Here is an 18,740-nt window from a genome sequence, read left to right on the forward strand (position 1 = left end):
CGATTCACTCGTCGGCGTTGAAGGCGTCCAGGGCGGCGGCTTGGGTCGCGTAATTCGGGGGATCGTCCGGATTGGGTGGTGTGCCCCATTGGAATCCGTAGGCGTCGTTCTTACCGAGTAGTGAGTTCGCTTGGCGGGAAAGGAATTCGCGGGTGGCTGCCTTGGAGCGGCCGGTGTCGAGGAGGTCGCGGTAGGAGCGGACGAGAACGCCTTTGAAGGTTTCCGCGTCTTTGCAGTCGGGGCCGGGGCAATTGGTGGCGGCGGGTTCCGACAGGATGCCGTCGCGGAGGAATGGGGAGCGGCGGCCGGTGGCCGCGGCGGCTATCGAGTCGGCGGTGGTGAGCAGGGCCGCTTGGCGGGTTGCCTGGTATTCGGCTACGAGACCGCTGATCATCGCGCCTTGGACGTAGGTCCATCGGGTTTCCGTGTCGGCGGGGACGCAGGTGTCGCCGTGCTGGTCGAGGTGATCGTTGATCAAGCCGGAGGGATCGAGGAGGGCGCGGCCCGCGCGGTCGGTGAACCATTCGCGGGTGCGCAGGGCACGCGCCGCATAGGCCGGGCGACTGGCCGAATCGACGCGGGTGCTCAATTGTGCCGTCGCCGTGAGGTACAGCGCATTGGTGATCGCATTGACCTGGGTCCACGGGCGGCTCTGCGGATCGACGCCCATTCGCGCCCACGCTATGCCGCCGTCACAGAATGCGGCGTGCTGATCGTCGAGACCGTCCACAATGGTGCGCGCGGCTTGCAGATATCGCTGATCGCCGGTGAGGTCGAAGGCGTCGATCCAGGCCAGCGCCCACCATAATTCGTCGTCGTTGTAGCCGGTCTGGCGTGGGACGCCGGTCTTCGCCACCATTCCGTGCTGGTAGGTCTCGTCTATATAGCCGAGATACTGACGGTCACCGGTGCGCTGCATATAGTCGATGAGCGCGGTCAGCGCATTGGCGCTCTGCCAGATGCTGGTGTCGTTCTCCCACCGGCCCGCCGCGTGGTCGTACCTGTCCAGCAGTCGTTCCACCGCACGCTGCCGGCGATCAGGGGCCGCTTCACCTTCCGCGAACCATCGGGTGCAGCGGATCGCGGTCCGATCTCCGGCCTTCCCGCAAGCTCGCAGCATCCCGCCGGTATACGGCCGGAAGCCGCTGTGCGCGACGGTCTGCTGCGCCGCGACCGTGCCGGGCGCCAGCCGTTCCGCGGTGTCCGGGCCGGATTCCGCTCCGGCATCGGCGCTCTCGGCCGGGGCCGCACCGCCGTCGGTCGATCGTTCGAGCCACACGCTGTCACCCTGCTGCCCGTGTTCGAGGGTGGCGGTGGCCCCGCCGCCCGAACTGGTCAGTGTGATCACCCGCGACCATTGCCGCACCTGCAGCACCGCGGGCCCGATCGGTTCGGGAGTGACGACATCACTCGCCGTGAGCACTCCCCCGGCGACCGCAACCACACAGCCGGCCACTCCCCATCGGACTCTACTGTTCTCGGCCACCCCAGCCACGGTAGCGGCCGATGGTCAGGCGAACAGCTCCGCGAGCATCGCGACGCCCGCCCCGGGCGTGCGAATTTCCAGCTGCACCGCTGGTCCGTCCAGGTGCAGACGGAAATCGAAAAAAGCGCAGCACTGCTGCTCGGCCACCGCCAACTCGGCGATCATCCCGGCGCGGTCGGCGGGAACGGTCACGCGCAGGCCATCGGGTATCTCGGTGCGCGTACCGCCGTCGAGCGCCACCTGCCACCGTTCCGCCCGCTCGGTTCTGTCGCCGTCACCGAGCGTGCAGGCGATCGGCGCGGACTGCCACTCTGCGGATTCCACTGCGGGGAAACAGCATTCGGCGTCACAGCGCTCGTCGCGATCGGGTTGCCCGTCGAGCCGCTCCAGCGCGGTGTACAGCGTGGCGATGAACGACCGCAGCTCGGCCAGCCGCCCCTCGGCCTGATCCAGCCGGGCCCGCAGGCGCGGCCGCAACTCGGCCTTGACCCGCGCGCAGGGCCCGTCCTGCCAGATGGGCAACAGCTCGCCGATATCCTCCAGCGACAATCCGAGACCCTTTGCCGCGCCGATGAATTCGAGCCGCTCCAGCGCGTCCGGCCCGTAGCTCCGGTACCCGTTCGCCGTGCGATCGGCCGGTAGCAGGCCCGCGCTCTCGTAGAACCGCAATGTCGAGGCCGGAACCGCCGTGCGGTCGGCCAATTCGGAGATTCGCATCCTCACGAACCGACGGTAGACCTTCGAGTCGGCTGCAAGGTCAAGAGGAATCCGGCGGCGAGGGTGATCGTGCCCTCGATGGTGTGGACGATATTGCCGAAGGTGTCGACCGCCATCAGGTGCAGCACCTGGTCGCCGCCCGAAAACCCGAGTGCGGCGATGAGCAGATAGAACGGGCCGCAGATCCGGGTGTAGAGCAGCGCCCGCCGGGGCATCGGCGCCAGCGCGAGCCCGGCCAGCCCGGTGATCAGGTGGAAGAGCGCGTGCCAGCCGTTCACGGTGACCGGGATGAAGCCCAGGAACTGGATCGTGCACGACTGCATGTCCGAGCCGAAGGCCATATCGGGGTAGATCCCGTAGGCGATCACGCCGTTCGCGGTGAACCAGGCGCCGATCAGGAAGACGAAGAACTGCAAGGGCGATTCGAAGATCGCGTGGACGTACCGCAGGGCCTGCGAACGAAAGCCGTCGAAGAGCACGATGGCGACCTCCTCTGTATCGAACCTTCTAAGCCGATCGTCCTAGAAGTGGATGCGAGTATGTTCTAGGACGACTGTCTTAGTCAAGGCAGCGGCGCCATCTACCACCACTTCGCTCCACGCTTGAAGATGCGCAGCAACCTTGTAGCGAATACGATCCGGGGAGGGTGGACCGAGGTGGAGGGATACCGTGCAACGAGACGGTACCGGGTCGCGAACGGCGACGGATGAACTGCGCCGGGCGCTGCGCGCACTCCGGCGCTCCTGGTGGGCCGCGCCGGGCGCACTCGCGGTCGCGGTCACCGCGATCGCGCTGTCGGACGGCTATTTCTACTGGGTATGGACGCTGAGCTGGTTCGCCGCCGGATTCGCGCTCGGGGTATGGCTCTGCCGGGCCGATACGTCACGCCGATTCGGGGCCCGCGAACTTCAGCTCGAGTTCTACGCCGCACAGGACGATCGGCGACTGCCGGAACGGATCCATCCACCGTGGTGGGACACGCATATCGGCGCCGAACGCCGGCGACTGCATCTACACCTCGCCCGCGAATGGATAGCGATCGCGCTCGGCGGTGGCGCGGCCCTGCTCTTGTTCGCCCAGCGTCTGATCCCCGAGATTGAGTTGCTGTCCCCCGGAACACTCGGGGTCTACATCCTGCTGTGCCTCTGCATTCTCGCGTGGGATCGCCTCATGATTCCCGCCCTGCTCGCCGACCTCGACGAGCTGGCCTCCCAACTCGAGGACCGCTGATCTCCACCCGGCCGCTTCACGAGATCGGCTGCGGCGAATCACCGGCCAGCAGCAATTGCGGGACCTGTGTGAACGACCAGCCCGTGGAGAGTCGCCGCAGCACATAGACGATGTCGAAGCGGTCACCCGGCCAGGTCTTCGGCGGCGCCGGGGTGATCGTGCCCATGGCGGCCAGAATGTCCCCGATATTCTCGTGCTCCCAGCAGATCAGCACCGGATCGGCGGCCGACGCGAGCGCGGCCACCAACTCCTTGGCCTGGTCCTTCTTGAAGCGCACATCCGGTTGCAGATTCAGGTCGGCGGCCAGCGGGGTGATGGTCTCCAGCGGCCGCTTGCTGCCGTGACTGCCGGGGTCGGCGGCGAAAATCGTTGTGGGCCTGGCCAATCCGGACCGCAGCACGGCAGGCGTGGCGTCGACGGTGCGGGGATCGAACAGCCCGGTCAAGGCCCCGGCCCGCGTCCACCCCCGCACCGTCAGCGATTCGGGATCCTGATCGCCATCCGCGGTCAGGCCGTAGGGCGCGCCCGACCCGGTGGGCTTCTCGGCGTGCCGGATGATCATCACCAGATTGGCCCCATTGCCCGGCGGCGCGGGCGTGCCGACCGGCGCGGTGGTCGCCGGATGATCATGATGCTTCCCGCCGCCGCACGCGGCGAGCAGCGGGGCCAATCCGGCAGCGAGAAAAACGGTGCGCCTGTCCATCACTCCGAAATTACCGGGCCGGTAGCTAGGGCAGCATGCCGGATTCGGTCCAGCGCCGGAATACCTCCGTCTTCTCGGGCGGCCACGCGCCGTCGCACGGCATATCGCCGGTGCCGAGGCGGTGCAGGATCTCGGTGGCGTGTTTGCTCACGTCCTCGTGCGACCACAGGTCGAAGACGAAGCTCATGGAGCGCTGATCCTTGTCTCGGAAGAGCGGTTTGATGTGGGCGGCGAAGCCCACCGATTCGTCGGGGCCGGGGAGGGCGGGCTCCGCGGTTTCGGTAGCGGGCTCCTCGACCGGGTAAGCAGGCGGCCCCAGCGGACCCCAGTTCCAATCGGGTGCGATGACACCGCCGGCGGTGGCGATGCCGTCGGCTCCGGCGGACCATTCGGCGAAAGCGGCCAGGGCGGAACGGAATTCCGGGTCGGCGGGCAAGCCGGCGGTCCGGGCGGCCCGCAGATACAGCGCGGTCCAGCGGTCCCGCTGCGCCTCGGTGAGGGCGGGCCTGGTCAACGGCTCGTCCGCGGTCCGTGGCGCGCCGAAGGCGCGAGCCGTCCACTCGGCCTCCCGCTGCGGTAGCTCGGCGTCCATTTCCGCGAAAACCGTTGCGAGCGACTCATCGTCGGGAATGAGCTTCTCGTACAGCAGCCCGGTCAACCGGTAGAGCGCCGGATAACCGCCCGCCCATTCGAACAATGTCGGCTCCTGACCGGGCGCGGGCACCGGATCGTGGAAGTCCACATACCAGTGCATGCCGCTGCAGAACGGCTTGTTCTGCGACTGCCCGCACCGGCACAGCGCGTAGTGCTCGGTGGAAGCGCCCGCGGCCCGCTCGATCTCGGCGCCGCCCGGCCCGGCCAGCGGAATCGACCCGCGAATCCGGTAAGGCCCGTCCTGGGTCACCTCGATGACGGGTTCGCGGGTGCCGTGCCAATCGGTGAGCTCGCGCGCCTCGACACCGTCGAAGCCGACGGCGAGCGCGCCGGAGGGGCAGCCGCGCACCGTGCGCACCACCTCGTCCAACCGGCCGCCGTTGGGCGTCACGAAAGGCTCGCCGCCGGCGCGGAATACCGCCGCCAGCCGGTCGGTGCACAGCCCGGAATGCTGGCAGATCCCGCGATTGTCGTAGATGGTGACCTGCTCACCCTGATACACGTCACGCTGATCCGGCACGCGCCCAGGGTCTTTCGCATCGTTGAAGCCGACACGCGCATGACTGCCGTCGCAGAGCGGCTTCGATGCGGAGGCACCGCACCGGCACAGCGCGGCCGTCGGCGGCACCTCGAGCGGGAGCCCGAGATGATCGACGACCTGCGCATTGGTCGCCAGGTACGGCCCGTTCTTCGCAGTCCGCAGCGAACCGGGCAGTCCCGCTTGCAATTCCGCGAGCTGCGCCCGCACGGTGACCCGCTCCCCCGCGGGCAGCACCGCACACGCGAGGTCCTGCAGCGCGGCCGTGGCCTCCACCAGTTCCAGCAGATCACTGCGCGCCCGCAATCGCGTCGCCGCCACGGCGAGTGCCCGCAGCCGGTCCGCCACGGTCATACCCGGATCGACAGCGGCGCCCGGGCCTTCGGCGTCGGCCGCACTCGAGTCCGCACCGTCCGCGGCGCCGAGAGGCGCACGCAGCAGAGCCACGCTCAGGGGGCGCAGTACACTGTCCGCCAGCCTCGGCCGGACCACAGCGGGGATTGCGGAATCCGCTGTCTCCAAGGCATATACCTCCTGGAAGAGCTCGGCGAGTTCGCCGGTGAGGCCGCCGCCGGAAATCCCGGCCACGCGGCTCGCGAACTCATCGGCACGCTGGCGCGCTGCCGCCTGCACCGCCGGATCGAGGCCGAGCACGGCGGCCTGAGCGTGTGCGTCCCAGGCCGGGAAGTGCGCGGCGAGAGTGCGCTGGATATCACCGAATGCCGTTGACACGCTGGCTAATTCGGTGGCGACATGCTGATCGCATTCGGTGCGGATGCCCTCCGACAGGTTCACCGCCTCACCCAGTCGCTCGGTGATCAGCGCCCACGCGGCCTCGCGGTGCGGCATCAGATAGTCGGTCTCGTAGAACAATTCGAAGCTGGGCCCCACGGTGCGGCCGGGGTACTCGGGTCCGGCGGGCAGGGTGGTGATGAGCTCGCCGAGCGGTTTGATCACCCGGAACATGAGGTCGACGGTGGCATCCGCGAGGGTCTGCAGCTGCGCGTCGGTCTCGTCGGTGTGCGCGAAGAAGCGTTCGAAGATCTGCAGCAGCACCTCGTAGCCGACATTGAACAGGTCGGTGACGCGGGCGGTCTGCTGATCGCCGATCAGCGGCACCTCGACGACCCGTTCGGGCGCACGCACATTGGCGGCCAGCACCGGCCGCACCGGGTCGAAGCCCGGGTCCTCGCGCATGCATTGCTCGTATTCGTCGAGGATCTTCACGAACTGCCCGAAGTGCGCGTCCCGCCAGTCGCCGCGCGCCCCCTCGCCCTGTTCCAGAATGGTGTCGATGGCGCGCCGCGCGGATGCCACATCGGTCACCGGCACCAATTCCGGCCAGCGGAAATGCTTTTCGGTGGCCTGCGCCCGCGGCGGCCCGACGAACAGCCAGCGTTCACCGTATTTCTCGGCCAGATGCTGGATGCCGTGCTCGATGGACCGGTACAGATGCCCGACCGTCGCGAAATCCTGCAACCGCGGCACGATCTCGCCCTGCTGCATGAGCGGCGCGGCCCGTCCGGCCATGGCCAGGCCCTCGGCGTCCTGCAGATCCATGCCCTCGGGCCGCTCCAGGAACAGGAAGTGCCGCAACGCTTCCTCGCCGAACGGGATCAGCGCCAGCTGCACACCGGCCGGATAGTGCGCGGCCGGCAATGGCAGGTTGGGGCGCGACATGTGCGGTGCGGCGCCGATGGCGGACAGCAGATTGTGCACCAGCGCCAGATGCAGCATCTCCTGGGTCGCCACGTGCGACACCAGTTTCTGCCAGCGCGTGGCCATTTCGACCTGGCCGGCCGTCAGTCCTTCGCTCTCGTGCTGTTTGAGCGAGAAGGCCGCGAACAGGTACTGGCACATGATGCCGTGCTCGAGTTCCGCGGCCTGGCAGAGCATGTAGATGAGCGCCTCGCGGTGCTCGATGACGAACGGTGCTTCCGGCGCCGCGAGCCCGCCGCGCGCCGCGATGGTCCGGGCCAACGGCCCTTCCCCGCTGATATTCGGTATCTCCGATGGCGTCCCGCCACCCTGCGCGCTGTCGGTCATGCGCGTGCCTTCCGGAATCCGGTGAAGTCCCGGTCTCCGCGGCCACCCTGCCGCTAGAGACCGCCGACCTCATCATGATCCCCGGCGGCACCCGCCGCAGCGCGTTTCGCTACCCGAGAAACCCGGCCCGCCGGAGGGGTTTCCGGCGCCGCGAACCGGGAAAGACCTGCGGGAAGGTGTCAGCCGGTGACAGGAAAGAGACCGGGCACGCTGATGTATTGCGACACGCTCACCGCCGGGCGTGGGGCTGCTACCTTCGAGAACGCGGTACCTGCACGGCAAGGAGCACGCCATGGGCATCATCACCATGATCGTCATCGGCCTCATCGCGGGCGCCATCGCCCGTCTTCTGGTCCCTGGCAAAGAGAATTTCGGGATTATCTGGACCATTGTGCTGGGCATTGTGGGCGGCTACGTCGGTGGCACCCTGGGCAGCCTGGTCTTCGCACCACACAAGTTCAGCGTTCATCCGCCGGTCTCGCACGCCTTCCTGGGGGCGATCGTCGGCGCGGTGATTCTGCTGATCATCTACAAGGCGATTCGCGCCAGAGTCTGAGTAGAGGTGCGGCCGGCGGGCATATACGAGATGAGGGGGCCGTACATGCCCGCCGGCCGGTGACGCCCGAGCCCCAGGCGCCCCCTTACCGCCAGTGGTCGGCGGTTCGAGCTCTCTTCTACGTATCTACTAAGTAGATACGTAGAACATAGCCCAGGCCGGGATGGCACGCAAGCATCCACCGTCATTTTCTGTGCAAACTGCGCAGATACTCGGTGTAGGCCCGCAACTCGGCCTCCCCGTTCGCCGCGGAATGACGTTCGGCCACAGCGTTTTCCCGCTGCTCGTCACGGCGCCAGCGGATCGCGAACAACGTCACGATGATCAAGGCGACCCAGTACCGCGGACCCGGCCAGGAAGGACGCCGCCCGCCACCACGGCCACGCCCGCCCGGTTGCGCGTACCCGCCACACGCCCCAGCAATACAGCAGCGCGGTCACCAGGCCGACCGTCGGCAACACCGGCACGGGCTGCGGATTCCATGCGAGAAGTGCACCCAGCGAGGGCGGCGCGTCCGGAAGATGCACTGCGCCCGCCACAATCGCCTCGACCATTCGCCACTCCCCGCTTCGCCGGTACCGCCGATCTACTAAGCCGCATAGTAGTTACTTGCGCCGCAACGGCAAATGCCCAGCAAAAGCGAAACGCCTCCGCAACCACAAGGTCGCGGAGGCGTTTTCCGGAGTGCTGCCCGGCCGGACGCGGGCGGCGAGCGATCAGATGAGCTTCATGGCTCCGGTCAGCGCGTGCCGCAGCGCCTGCTCCATCTCGTCGAACTGGGCCTGGCCGCAGATCAGCGGCGGGGCCAGCTGGATGACCGGCTCGGCGCGGTCATCGGCGCGGCAGTGCAGGCCCGCCTCGAACAGCGCCTTGGAGACGTGACCCTTGAGGATGCGGTGCGCGTCCTCGTCGGTGAACCGTTCCTTGGTGGTCTTGTCCTTCACCAGTTCCACGGCCCAGAAGAAGCCCGAACCGCGGACCTCGCCGACGATCGGCAGGTCGTACAGCTTCTCCAGGGTGCTGCGGAAGGCGGCCTCATTGTTGCGGACGTGACCGTAGAGGTCCTCGTTCTCCATGATGTCGAGGTTGGCCATGGCCACCGCACACGACACCGGATGCCCGCCGTAGGTGGAACCGTGCATGAAGGTCGCGCCGTTCTTGAACGGCTCGAAGATCCTGTCGCTCACCAGCACCGCGCCCAGCGCGGCATAGCCGGAGGTGAGACCCTTTGCGGTGGTGATGATGTCGGGCTGGTAGCCGAACTTCTTCGCGCCGAAGTCGTATCCGAGGCGGCCGAACGCGCAGATGACCTCGTCGGAGACCAGCAGCACATCGTGGCGGTCGCAGATCTCGCGTACGCGCTGGAAGTAGCCGGGCGGCGGGACGAAGCAGCCGCCGGTGTTCTGCACCGGCTCGAGGAATACGGCCGCAACGGTTTCCGGGCCCTCGAACAGGATCGCTTCCTCGATGCGGTCCGCGGCCCAGAGGCCGTACGCCTCGTAATCGTCGGGGTGCTCGGTGGCGCGGTAGAAGTTGGTGTTGGGCACGCGCAGGGTGCTGGGCACCAGCGGCTCGAAATCGGCCTTGGCGCCGGGGATTCCGGTGATGGACAGCGCGCCCATGGAGGTGCCGTGGTAGGCCATGGACCGGCTGATCACCTTGTGCTTGGTGGGCTTGCCGGTCAGCTTGAAGTACTGGCGGATGAGTTTCCATGCGGTCTCGACGGATTCGCCGCCGCTGACCGTGAAGAACACGCGATTGATATCGCCGGGGGCGGCGATGGCCAGCCGCTCGGCGAGGTCGAGGGCGGGCGGGGTGGCGTAACCCCACAGCGGGAAGTAGGCGAGTTCGCGGGTCTGGCGCGCGGCGGCCTGGGCGAGTTCCTCACGACCGTGGCCGACCTGCACGGCGAACAGTCCGGCCAGGCCGTCCAGGTAACGGCGGCCCTGGTTGTCGTAGATGTACGCGCCCTCGCCGCGCACGATCACCGGGACGTCGGCGCCGGTGCCGGCGTCCTGCGGGGTGAAGTGCATCCAGAGGTTGTCGCGGACGATCCGGGCCGCGTCCTGGGCGGCCTGCGGCTGATAGTCGGTAGTGGCGGTCATGTGCGGACTCCTCGGCGGGTTGGGGATCGCGCTCCGGCGTCGTTCGCGGGCGGCGACACTCTGTTTATGCCACAGCCGGCAACCCGTTTGCAACTGATTCAGTTGTTCGCGAGGCACACATCAACCGAAAACCTAATTGTTTTGGATGATCAACTACGGATTTCGTAGGTCTAGCGCGGACCCCACTGGTACGTCTGCTTCCGCAACGCGAGATAGACCAGGATCTCCGCATGTCGCACGCCCGGCAGGGCGCGCAGGCGGGTGTCCACGAGATCCAGCAGGGCCGCATCGTCGGCGCAGACGGCCTCACAGAGCACGTCGTAGCGGCCCGCGCACTCGACCACATAGCTGATCTCGTCCAGGCCGACCAGCGCCTCGGTCACCTCGCGCACCGGGCCGTCCACCGTGATCGCCAGCATGGCCTGCCGGAACAGGCCGACCTGCAAGGGATCCGAGACGGCCACGATCTGGATGACACCCGCATCGGTGAGCCGCTGCACCCGCTGCCGCACCGCGGCCTCGGACAAGCCGACCTCCTTGCCGATCGCGGCATACGCGCGGCGGCCGTCTTCCTGCAGCAGGCCGATGATGCGCTTGGCGAGGTCGTCGAGCGGGATGCGACGGGCCGGTTCCGGTTCCGTCATGCCCCTGCCTCCTTTTCCGATCCTGCGGTTATGGGCAATGGATTGCTGGCGCCGATCCTGCCACAGACAACGAAATCCGTATATTTCTGAGGTTGACAACGAAGATTCCGCAGGTGCCACGGCGAAGATGGCTGGTCCCGCGGGCGCGTGGAAAGATTTCGGGGGTGAGCAGCAGACCCGCCGACGCACAACGACTGCGCGATCTGGCGCAGTTACGGCGCGTGAAGGACCGCATCGACCGCGAGTACGCGCAACCGCTCGATGTCGAGGCGCTCGCACGGGACGCGCACATGTCGGCCGGGCACCTGAGCCGGCAGTTCCGGGCCGCCTACGGCGAATCGCCGTACTCCTACCTCATGACGCGCCGCATCGAACGGGCCATGTCGCTGCTGCAGCGCGGCGATATGAGCGTCACCGAGGTGTGCTTCGCGGTCGGATGTTCCTCCCTCGGCACCTTCAGCACCCGCTTCACCGAGCTGGTGGGCATGCCGCCCAGCGCCTACCGCCGCGACGAAGCCGGCGCGATCGAGGGCATCCCGTCCTGCGTCGCCAAACAGGTGACCAGACCGGTCAGGAATAAAGAAGCACCGGCAAGCACGCCGGAATAGCCTGATCACCATGGACATCACAATTCACCAGACCTTCCTGCCCCAGGACGATCCCGAAGCCGCCCTGGCCTTCTACCGCGATGCCCTCGGCTTCGAGGTCCGCAACGACGTCGGATTCAACGGCCTGCGCTGGATCACCGTCGGCCCCGCCGACCAGCCCGGCATGTCCATCGTCCTGTACCCCCCGAGCGGCAACCCCGGCGTCAGCGAGGACGAACGCCGCACCATCGCCGAAATGATGGCCAAGGGCACCTACGCCAGCATCATCCTGGCCACCAAGGACCTCGACGCCACCTTCGAAAAACTCCAGGCCACCGACGCCGAAGTGGTCCAGGAACCCACCGCCCAGCCCTACGGCATCCGCGACTGCGCCTTCCGCGACCCCGCCGGCAATATGGTCCGCATCAGCGAAATCGCCTGACCCGCCTCACCCGTACGCCAGCAGCGCCAGCAACAACTCGGCCCGGACCCGCGCATTGTCGAGATCCGCTCCGAGCAGACCAGCGGCGGTGGTGACACGTTTGCGGAGCGTATGGCGATGGATTCCCGTTGCCACAGCGGCGGATTCCCAGTGGCCATTGGCCTCGAGGAAGGCGCGCAGAGAGGGCAGTAGCTCGGCGCCGTGGCGACGGTCATGGTCGGCGAGCGGCGCCAGTACGCCACGCGCCATGGCCGCGAGCACTTCCCGCGTCGCGTCCACCGCGAGCAGCGATCGGCCCGCCAGACTCCCGAATTCCGTTGGCACGCCGCCCCGTTCGGCGGCCGACGCGGCCAATCGCGCGCCGGCCACCGCGTCCGCCAATTCTCGCACCGGATGCGCGCCGCTCAACCCGAGCCGCACCAGTTTGCCTGTGCTGCCGAATATTTCGTGGCCCAGCCACGCGATCACGGGACCACCGGCCGCGACATTCTCCGCAGGCGCGATGTCCCCGGCCGCCCTCGAACGCGCTGCCGTCGTTGAGCTCGCGGCCATCGTGGGCCTTCTGGCAATCGCGGTGAGCGCCGCCGCGCTGCCGGCCGCGACCTGACCCTCCGGCGGCGTCGTGGTGGCAGCGGCGGGCAGGACTGCGATGAGCTGCCGTTTATCGGCGTGGAGGAAGAGCGGGTGTCCCGCTCCCACGATGGCGTCGGCGAGGGCGGTCTGGACGGGTTCGACGGCGGCGTCGGTGTCGCAGTCGGCGATCAGGACTCGGATGCGGCCGTGGACGTCGGCAGCCTGGGCCAGTTGGGACCAGGCCGGGGTGAGGTCCGTGGTTGCGCCCAGGAGGAGGGCGAGGGCCTGGGTGTTGAGGCGGTGCTGGGCGGCTCGGAGGCGGGCTGGTTTTTCGAAGTCGAGGGCCAGTAGGGAATTGGCGTGGCCCAGGAGGATTTGGTCGATGTGGCCCAGGGGGGCGTCGCTGACTACGACCAGGTCGCCGTGGTGGCGGCGGCCTACGTTGATGCGCTGGTAGGTGATGGAGGCGCCGGCGGGGTCGGTGTGGACGCCGGCGCCTACGGCGTCGGCCAGGACTGTGCGGCGGGCGCGGTCGAGGGTTTCGGGGTCCAATTCTGTGGGCTGGCAACCGATTACGGCGCCAGCGGGGTCGAGGACCAAGGCTGTCGCGCCCAGGGATCCGGCGAGTTCGCGGACGATGGCCTGGATTCCGGATTTGATGAGGGCGCGGGTCATGCGGGGCTGGGCGCGGGAGGCGCGCAGCACGGCGTCGTATTGGAGTTCGGCGATGCGGCCGGAGACCTGTTTGACGATGGCGGCGAAGGCGGTGGAGAGCGGCACCTCGAAGAGGGGGATGCCGATCTCGTCGGCGGCGGTCGCCAGGTCGGCGGGGAGCTCGTCGTGGGTGAGGCCGATACCGAAACCGACGCCGGCGACACCGCGCTCGTTCAGGGCGCGCAGGTACTCGCGGCGGCGGGCGGGGTCGCCGGGCAATCGCATGCCGGTGGTGAGGACGAGCTCGCCGCCGGACAGCCAGGGGTGGGGATTCTCCAGTTCGGTGGTGACCACGAGGTCGATTTCCCGGTGGATTCCGCTCGCCCCGCCCCGGAGTTGTACGGCGAGATCGGGCTGAGTCAACACCCAGCCAACGGAGACGGACATGTCCGGAGTGTACAGATTGTCGATTCGCCGCCGCCGAGTTGTACAAGTTGGCAGGCGCGCTATGGGTGTGTTTCACCGCACACTGAGCTCCACCAGTGAACGACGAGATGGACGGTGGATCCAGGTGACCTCAACGGTGAGTCCTACGCTCGAGAACTACATCGACGGCGAATTCGTGGCATCCTCCGCGACCGCGACCCTCGATCTGGTCAACCCGGTCGACGAGACCATCGTCGGCCGCGCCCCCGTCTCGAATCGCGCGGATATCGACGCCGCCATGACGGCCGCCGAACGCGCCTTCACCACCTGGGGCCGCAGCACGCCCGGCGTGCGTCAGGCCGCCCTGCTGAAGCTGGCCGACGCCATCGAGGCGCACGCCGACGAACTGGTCGCGGCGCAGTGCCGCAATACCGGTCAGCTGCAATCGGTGATCGCCGCCGAGGAAGTCACCGTGGGCGCGGATCAGATCCGTTTCTTCGCGGGCGCCGCGCGCCTGCTCGAGGGCCGCGCCGCCGGCGAGTACATGGACGGCTTCACCTCCTACGTACGCCGCGAACCGATCGGCGTGGTCGCGCAGGTGACCCCCTGGAACTACCCGTTCATGATGGCCATCTGGAAGATCGGCCCCGCGCTCGCCGCCGGAAACACCATCGTGCTCAAGCCGAGTGACACCACCCCGGAGTCGACCCTGGTGCTCGCGAAGCTCTCCAAGGGCATCCTGCCGGACGGCGTGTTCAATGTCGTGCTCGGTGACGCCAGCACCGGCGCGGAGCTGGTCAGCCATCCCACCCCCGGGCTGGTGTCCATCACCGGTTCGGTGCGCGCGGGCATCGCGGTCGCGGAATCGGCTGCGGCGCAATTGAAGCGGGCGCACCTGGAACTGGGCGGCAAGGCCCCCGCCGTGGTGTTCGGCGATGTGGATATCGACAAGGCCGCGCTGGGTATCGCGCAGGCCGCGTTCTTCAATGCCGGGCAGGACTGCACCGCCGCCACCCGCGTGCTCGTGCACGAGTCGATCCACGACAAGCTGGTCGACGCGCTCGTGGCCGCCGCGGAAACGCTGAAGCCGGGCCGCCCCGACGATCCGAACGCGTTCTACGGCCCGCTCAACAATGTCAATCACTTCAATGCCGTGATGGGCAAGCTGGCCGCGGTGCCGTCGCACGCGACCGTGGTGACCGGCGGAAACCGCTGGGGCGATACGGGTTTCTTCGTCGAGCCGACCATCATCACCGGTGTCCGCCAGGACGATGCCCTGGTGCAGGACGAGACCTTCGGCCCGGTGCTGACGGTGCAGTCCTTCACCGACGAGGACCAGGCCGTCGCCTACGCCAACGATGTGCGCTACGGCCTGGCCTCCAGCGTCTGGACCCGCGATCACGGCACCGTCGAACGCCTCACTCGCGCACTGGATTTCGGCGCCGTGTGGGTGAACTGCCATATCCCCCTGGTGGCCGAGATGCCGCACGGCGGTTTCAAGTACTCCGGTTACGGCAAGGACCTGTCGGCCTACAGCGTCGAGGAATACACGCGCGTCAAGCACGTCATGAGCTCGCACGATTAGGCCCGGCATGCGCAGACTCGTAGTCGGATATCTGGCGACGCCCAGCGGTGACGACGGCCTGGCCCTCGGCATCCGGCTGGCGCGCACGCTCGGCGCGCAGCTCGACATCTGTATGGTGCTGCCCCCGGATCCGCCGGGGGCCTCGCCCAACAGCAGTTATGACGACCTGCTCGCCGTGCAGGCCCGTAAATGGGTCGCCGAGGCGGTCGCCGCGGTTCCCGCTGATGTGGCTGCTGAGGGGCACATCAGTTTTCACGAATCGTTCGCGGCGGGCCTGATCGAGGAGACGCAGCGGCTCGGCGCCCTGGGCATCGTGGTCGGTGCGGCGGGTGACGGTCTGCTGGGCCGGCATTCCATCGGCACGGTGACGGGTGAACTGCTGCACTCCGCGCCGGTGCCGCTGGCGCTGGCCCCGCGCGGCACCCGCACCTCGACGGTCACCCGCGTCCGCGAGGTGACCTGCGCGATCGGCGACCGGCCCGGCGCGGATCTGCTGCTGGACCTGGCCGTGCGGGCCAGCGCGGCCGCGGGCACCCCGCTGCGGCTGGTATCGCTCATTGCCGTGGATCCCGTGCGGGCGGCGCTGGATTCGGCGCGCATCCCGCATGCGGAACCCGATCCGGCCTACGCCGCCGAGAGCGGCGACTCACTCTCCGAGCGTGCCCGCCGGCACGCCGTACTCACCCTGGAGGCGGCGAAATCTCGTCTGCCGGAGGGTTTTCCGGTCACGTCGCTGACCGCCGACGGCGCTACCGTCGAAGCCGCCGTCAATCGCCTGGACTGGCACGACGGCGATCTCATCATGGTCGGCTCCAGCCGCCTCGCCCAGCCACGCCGCCTGTTCCTCGGCTCCACCGCCGCGAAGATGCTCCGAGTCCTCCAGGTGCCGATGGTCGTGGTTCCCAAGGAGGAAATCTATGAGCCTCACGACTGACCCACCCCCGGTCGCGATCGAAACGACCGAAAAGGGTTTGGCCGCAGGCAAACTCGGCACCTTCTCCGGCGCCGTGCTCGGTATCTCGACGGTCGCGCCCGGTTACACGCTGACCGCGAGCATCGGCCTGATCGTGGCGGCCGTCGGCTTGAAGATGCCCGCGATTCTGATCGCCGGCTTCGTCCCGATGTTCCTGACCGCGTACGCGTATCGCGAATTGAACTCCCGCATGCCCGATTGCGGGGCGTCGTTCACCTGGTCCACCCGGGCCTTCGGTCCCTATGTGGGCTGGATGTGCGGGTGGGGCATGGTGATGGCGACGATCATCGTGTTGTCGAATCTGGCCGCCATCGCGGTGGAGTTCTTCTATCTGTTCCTGGGGCGGATCTTCTCGAATCCGTCGATCGCCGAACTCGCGCAGCACAAGGGCGTGAACATCGCCACCACGCTGATCTTCGTCGCCATCGCCACCGTGGTGGCGGGGCGCGGCATCACCACCAGCCAGAAGGTGCAGTACGTGCTGGTGGGCTTCCAGATGGTGGTGCTGCTGGCCTTCGCGGTCACCGCGCTGGTGCAGGTGGCCCGCGGCGATGCGCCCGCGCAGCTGAGTTTCAGCATGGACTGGTTCGATCCGTTCAGCGGAGTCGCGTTGAGCGCCTTCATGATCGGCGTGACCGGCTCCATCTTCGCCTTCTGGGGCTGGGACACCTGCCTGACCCTGGGCGAGGAGTCCAAGGATCCGAACAAGGTGCCCGGCCGCGCCGGACTGCTCTGCGTGCTGTCGATCCTGGTGACGTACCTGCTGGTCGCGGTCGCGGTCATGATGTACGCCGGGATCGGCGACACCGGACTGGGCCTGGGCAACAAGGACAATGCCGACAATGTGTTCGGCGCGCTCGCCGATCCGGTGCTCGGCTGGGCGGGACCGCTGCTGCTGCTCGCCATCCTGGCCTCCTCGGCGGCCAGCCTGCAGACCACCTTCCTGCCGGCCGCGCGCACCATGCTCGCCATGGGCGTGTACGGCGCGTTCCCGAAGAAGTTCGCCGAAGTCAATCCGCGGTTCCTGGTACCCACCTTCAGCACGGTGGCCGCCGGCGTGGTGACCGGCGCCTTCTACACGGTCACCTCGCTGCTGTCCGAGCGGGTGCTGCTGGATACCATTGCGGCACTGGGGATCATGATCTGCTGGTACTACAGCATCACCGCGTTCGCGTGCGTGTGGTTCTTCCGCGGCGAACTGTTCGCGAGTATCCGGAATTTCATCTTCAAGGGATTGTTCCCGCTGCTCGGCGGGACCATGCTGATGGCGGTGTTCGTGGTCTCGGTGCGCGAGAGCATGAATCCGGACAATGCCAGCGGGGCCGCCATCGGCGGCATCGGGCTGGTGTTCTACCTGGGCTTCGGCATCCTGCTGCTGGGCGTGGCGCTGATGGCGGTGGCGCGCCGGCGCAATCCCGACTTCTTCCGCCGAACTTCTTCCGCTTCAACACTATTCGACCTGGAGAACCAGCGATGACCACCATCTCCTACCGGCTGCCGCAGCAGCGCAAGCTCGTCACCAGCCTGCCCGGACCGCGTTCGGCGGCCCTCACCACGCGCCGCAAGGCGGCCGTCGCCGCCGGGGTCGGCTCGTCGGTGCCGGTGTACGTGGCGGACGCCGACGGCGGCGTGATCGTGGATGTGGACGGAAACTCGCTGATCGACCTGGGTTCCGGCATTGCCGTCACCTCGGTCGGCGCCTCGCACCCGACGGTCGCGGCGGCGGTCGCCGAACAGGCCGCGCATTTCACGCACACCTGTTTCATGGTCACGCCGTACGAGGGCTATGTGCGGGTGGCGGAGGAACTCGCTGCGCTCACCCCGGGACAGCACGACAAGCGCACTGTGCTGTTCAACTCGGGTGCGGAAGCCGTCGAGAACGCCATCAAGGTGGCGCGGCTGGCGACCGGAAAGACCGCGGTGGTGGCCTTCGATCACGCCTATCACGGCCGCACCAACCTGACCATGGCGCTGACCGCGAAATCCATGCCGTACAAGGCGAATTTCGGTCCGTTCGCGCCCGAGGTCTACCGCATGCCCATGTCCTACCCGTACCGGGACGAGGCGGGACTGACCGGCGAGCAGGCCGCGCAGCGGGTCATCTCCCGGATGGAAGCGCAGATCGGCGCGGATTCGCTGGCCGCCATCATCATCGAACCCGTGCAGGGTGAGGGCGGATTCATCGTGCCCGCACCGGGATTCCTCGGCACCCTCGCCGAATGGGCCCGCCAGCGCGAGGTGGTGTTCATCGCCGACGAGGTGCAGACCGGTTTCGCCCGCACCGGCGCCTGGTTCGCCAGCGAGCACGAGGACATCGTGCCCGATATCGTCACCATGGCCAAGGGCATTGCCGGCGGTATGCCCCTGGCAGCCATCACCGGCCGCGCCGACCTGCTCGACGAGGTGCATCCCGGCGGGCTCGGCGGCACCTACGGCGGCAACCCGGTCGCGTGCGCGGCCGCGCTCGCCACCCTGGACGTCATGCGCGAGCTGGACCTGCCCGCGCGGGCGCGGGAAATCGAGGCCGCGGTCATGCCGCGGCTGCACGCCCTCGCCGCCGAGACCGGCGTCATCGGCGATGTGCGCGGGCGCGGCGCCATGATCGCCATCGAACTCGTCCGGCCCGGCACCAGCGAACCCGATCCCGTGCTCACCAAGGCCGTTGCCGCCGAAGCGCTTTCGCGCGGCGTCGTGCTGCTCACCTGCGGCACCTACGGCAATGTCATCCGCATGCTGCCGCCGCTGGTGATCGGCGACGAGCTGCTCGCCGACGGCCTGAACGTGCTCGCCGACGTGCTGCGCGAGAAGGCCCGCTGAACCC

At 67.9% G+C, this 18,740-nt stretch carries 17 protein-coding genes; 8 read left to right on the forward strand and 9 right to left on the reverse strand.

Annotated features, from left to right (window positions below; genetic code table 11):
• Positions 1-4: 4 nt before the first annotated feature.
• Genes ACH438_RS43330 through ACH438_RS43340 form a run of 3 tightly spaced genes read right to left on the reverse strand, consistent with a single transcriptional unit; the run spans position 5 to position 2,682 of the window.
• The gene (locus tag ACH438_RS43330) at positions 5-1,486 is read right to left on the reverse strand and encodes a glycoside hydrolase family 76 protein (protein ID WP_397016572.1); all 1,482 of its coding nucleotides are present in this window, start codon (positions 1,484-1,486) and stop codon (positions 5-7) included.
• A 24-nt stretch (positions 1,487-1,510) separates the two neighbouring features.
• Entirely contained in the window at positions 1,511-2,203 is a 693-nt protein-coding gene (locus ACH438_RS43335; RefSeq protein ID WP_397016626.1) for a MerR family transcriptional regulator, read from the reverse strand.
• A gap of 2 nt (positions 2,204-2,205) precedes the next feature.
• The gene (locus ACH438_RS43340) at positions 2,206-2,682 is read right to left on the reverse strand and encodes a DUF4383 domain-containing protein (protein ID WP_397016574.1); all 477 of its coding nucleotides are present in this window, start codon (positions 2,680-2,682) and stop codon (positions 2,206-2,208) included.
• 190 nt (positions 2,683-2,872) lie between these two features.
• On the opposite strand from ACH438_RS43340, the gene ACH438_RS43345 reads away from it, so the two are divergent.
• A complete protein-coding gene (locus ACH438_RS43345; RefSeq protein ID WP_397016576.1) occupies positions 2,873-3,433 on the forward strand; it encodes a hypothetical protein in 561 nt (186 codons plus the stop codon).
• A 16-nt stretch (positions 3,434-3,449) separates the two neighbouring features.
• Here the strand turns inward: ACH438_RS43345 and ACH438_RS43350 are convergent, their stop codons facing one another.
• Together ACH438_RS43350 and ACH438_RS43355 are read right to left on the reverse strand one after the other, a co-directional pair.
• Complete coding sequence (locus ACH438_RS43350; RefSeq protein WP_397016578.1) at positions 3,450-4,136, reverse strand: hypothetical protein; 687 nt, start codon at positions 4,134-4,136, stop codon at positions 3,450-3,452.
• A 25-nt stretch (positions 4,137-4,161) separates the two neighbouring features.
• A complete protein-coding gene (locus ACH438_RS43355) occupies positions 4,162-7,374 on the reverse strand; it encodes a ferritin-like domain-containing protein (RefSeq protein ID WP_397016580.1) in 3,213 nt (1,070 codons plus the stop codon).
• Positions 7,375-7,666: 292 nt separating this feature from the next.
• Here ACH438_RS43355 and ACH438_RS43360 point away from each other — a divergent pair, with 292 nt between their 5' ends.
• Positions 7,667-7,930: a GlsB/YeaQ/YmgE family stress response membrane protein gene (locus ACH438_RS43360; RefSeq protein ID WP_397016582.1), complete on the forward strand. Its 264-nt coding sequence runs from the start codon at positions 7,667-7,669 to the stop codon at positions 7,928-7,930.
• A gap of 287 nt (positions 7,931-8,217) precedes the next feature.
• Here ACH438_RS43360 and ACH438_RS43365 read toward each other — a convergent pair whose 3' ends face one another.
• The 3 genes from ACH438_RS43365 to ACH438_RS43375 all read right to left on the reverse strand — a co-directional run bounded on the left by ACH438_RS43365 (position 8,218) and on the right by ACH438_RS43375 (position 10,679).
• Positions 8,218-8,484 carry a hypothetical protein gene (locus tag ACH438_RS43365; protein WP_397016584.1) on the reverse strand — a complete coding sequence of 89 codons (267 nt, stop codon included), beginning with the start codon at positions 8,482-8,484 and terminating at the stop codon, positions 8,218-8,220.
• Positions 8,485-8,646: 162 nt separating this feature from the next.
• A complete protein-coding gene (locus ACH438_RS43370; RefSeq protein WP_397016586.1) occupies positions 8,647-10,035 on the reverse strand; it encodes an aspartate aminotransferase family protein in 1,389 nt (462 codons plus the stop codon).
• Between the two features lie 170 nt (positions 10,036-10,205).
• Complete coding sequence (locus tag ACH438_RS43375; protein WP_397016588.1) at positions 10,206-10,679, reverse strand: Lrp/AsnC family transcriptional regulator; 474 nt, start codon at positions 10,677-10,679, stop codon at positions 10,206-10,208.
• Between the two features lie 164 nt (positions 10,680-10,843).
• On the opposite strand from ACH438_RS43375, the gene ACH438_RS43380 reads away from it, so the two are divergent.
• Positions 10,844-11,287 (forward strand): helix-turn-helix transcriptional regulator, encoded by a 444-nt coding sequence (locus ACH438_RS43380; RefSeq protein WP_397016590.1) that lies wholly within the window; start codon positions 10,844-10,846, stop codon positions 11,285-11,287.
• A 10-nt stretch (positions 11,288-11,297) separates the two neighbouring features.
• The gene (locus ACH438_RS43385) at positions 11,298-11,708 is read left to right on the forward strand and encodes a VOC family protein (RefSeq protein ID WP_397016592.1); all 411 of its coding nucleotides are present in this window, start codon (positions 11,298-11,300) and stop codon (positions 11,706-11,708) included.
• Positions 11,709-11,714: 6 nt separating this feature from the next.
• Here the strand turns inward: ACH438_RS43385 and ACH438_RS43390 are convergent, their stop codons facing one another.
• Positions 11,715-13,382, reverse strand: a complete 1,668-nt coding sequence (locus ACH438_RS43390; protein WP_397016594.1) for a PucR family transcriptional regulator — start codon at positions 13,380-13,382, stop codon at positions 11,715-11,717.
• 136 nt (positions 13,383-13,518) lie between these two features.
• Between ACH438_RS43390 and ACH438_RS43395 the strand changes: the two genes are divergently transcribed.
• The 4 genes from ACH438_RS43395 to gabT are packed head-to-tail and all read left to right on the forward strand — an operon-like array spanning position 13,519 to position 18,736.
• Entirely contained in the window at positions 13,519-14,946 is a 1,428-nt protein-coding gene (locus ACH438_RS43395) for a gamma-aminobutyraldehyde dehydrogenase (protein ID WP_397016628.1), read from the forward strand.
• A gap of 7 nt (positions 14,947-14,953) precedes the next feature.
• Positions 14,954-15,880, forward strand: a complete 927-nt coding sequence (locus ACH438_RS43400; RefSeq protein ID WP_397016596.1) for a universal stress protein — start codon at positions 14,954-14,956, stop codon at positions 15,878-15,880.
• Complete coding sequence (locus tag ACH438_RS43405; protein WP_397016598.1) at positions 15,864-17,396, forward strand: APC family permease; 1,533 nt, start codon at positions 15,864-15,866, stop codon at positions 17,394-17,396. Before ACH438_RS43400 ends, ACH438_RS43405 begins: the two co-directional genes overlap by 17 nt.
• On the forward strand, positions 17,393-18,736 hold the full coding sequence (gene gabT, locus ACH438_RS43410) for a 4-aminobutyrate--2-oxoglutarate transaminase (RefSeq protein ID WP_397016600.1): 1,344 nt from the start codon (positions 17,393-17,395) through the stop codon (positions 18,734-18,736). Before ACH438_RS43405 ends, gabT begins: the two co-directional genes overlap by 4 nt.
• Positions 18,737-18,740 lie beyond the last annotated feature (4 nt).

Source organism: Nocardia sp. NPDC020380 (assembly GCF_044386975.1).
Taxonomy (GTDB): Bacteria; Actinomycetota; Actinomycetes; order Mycobacteriales; family Mycobacteriaceae; genus Nocardia.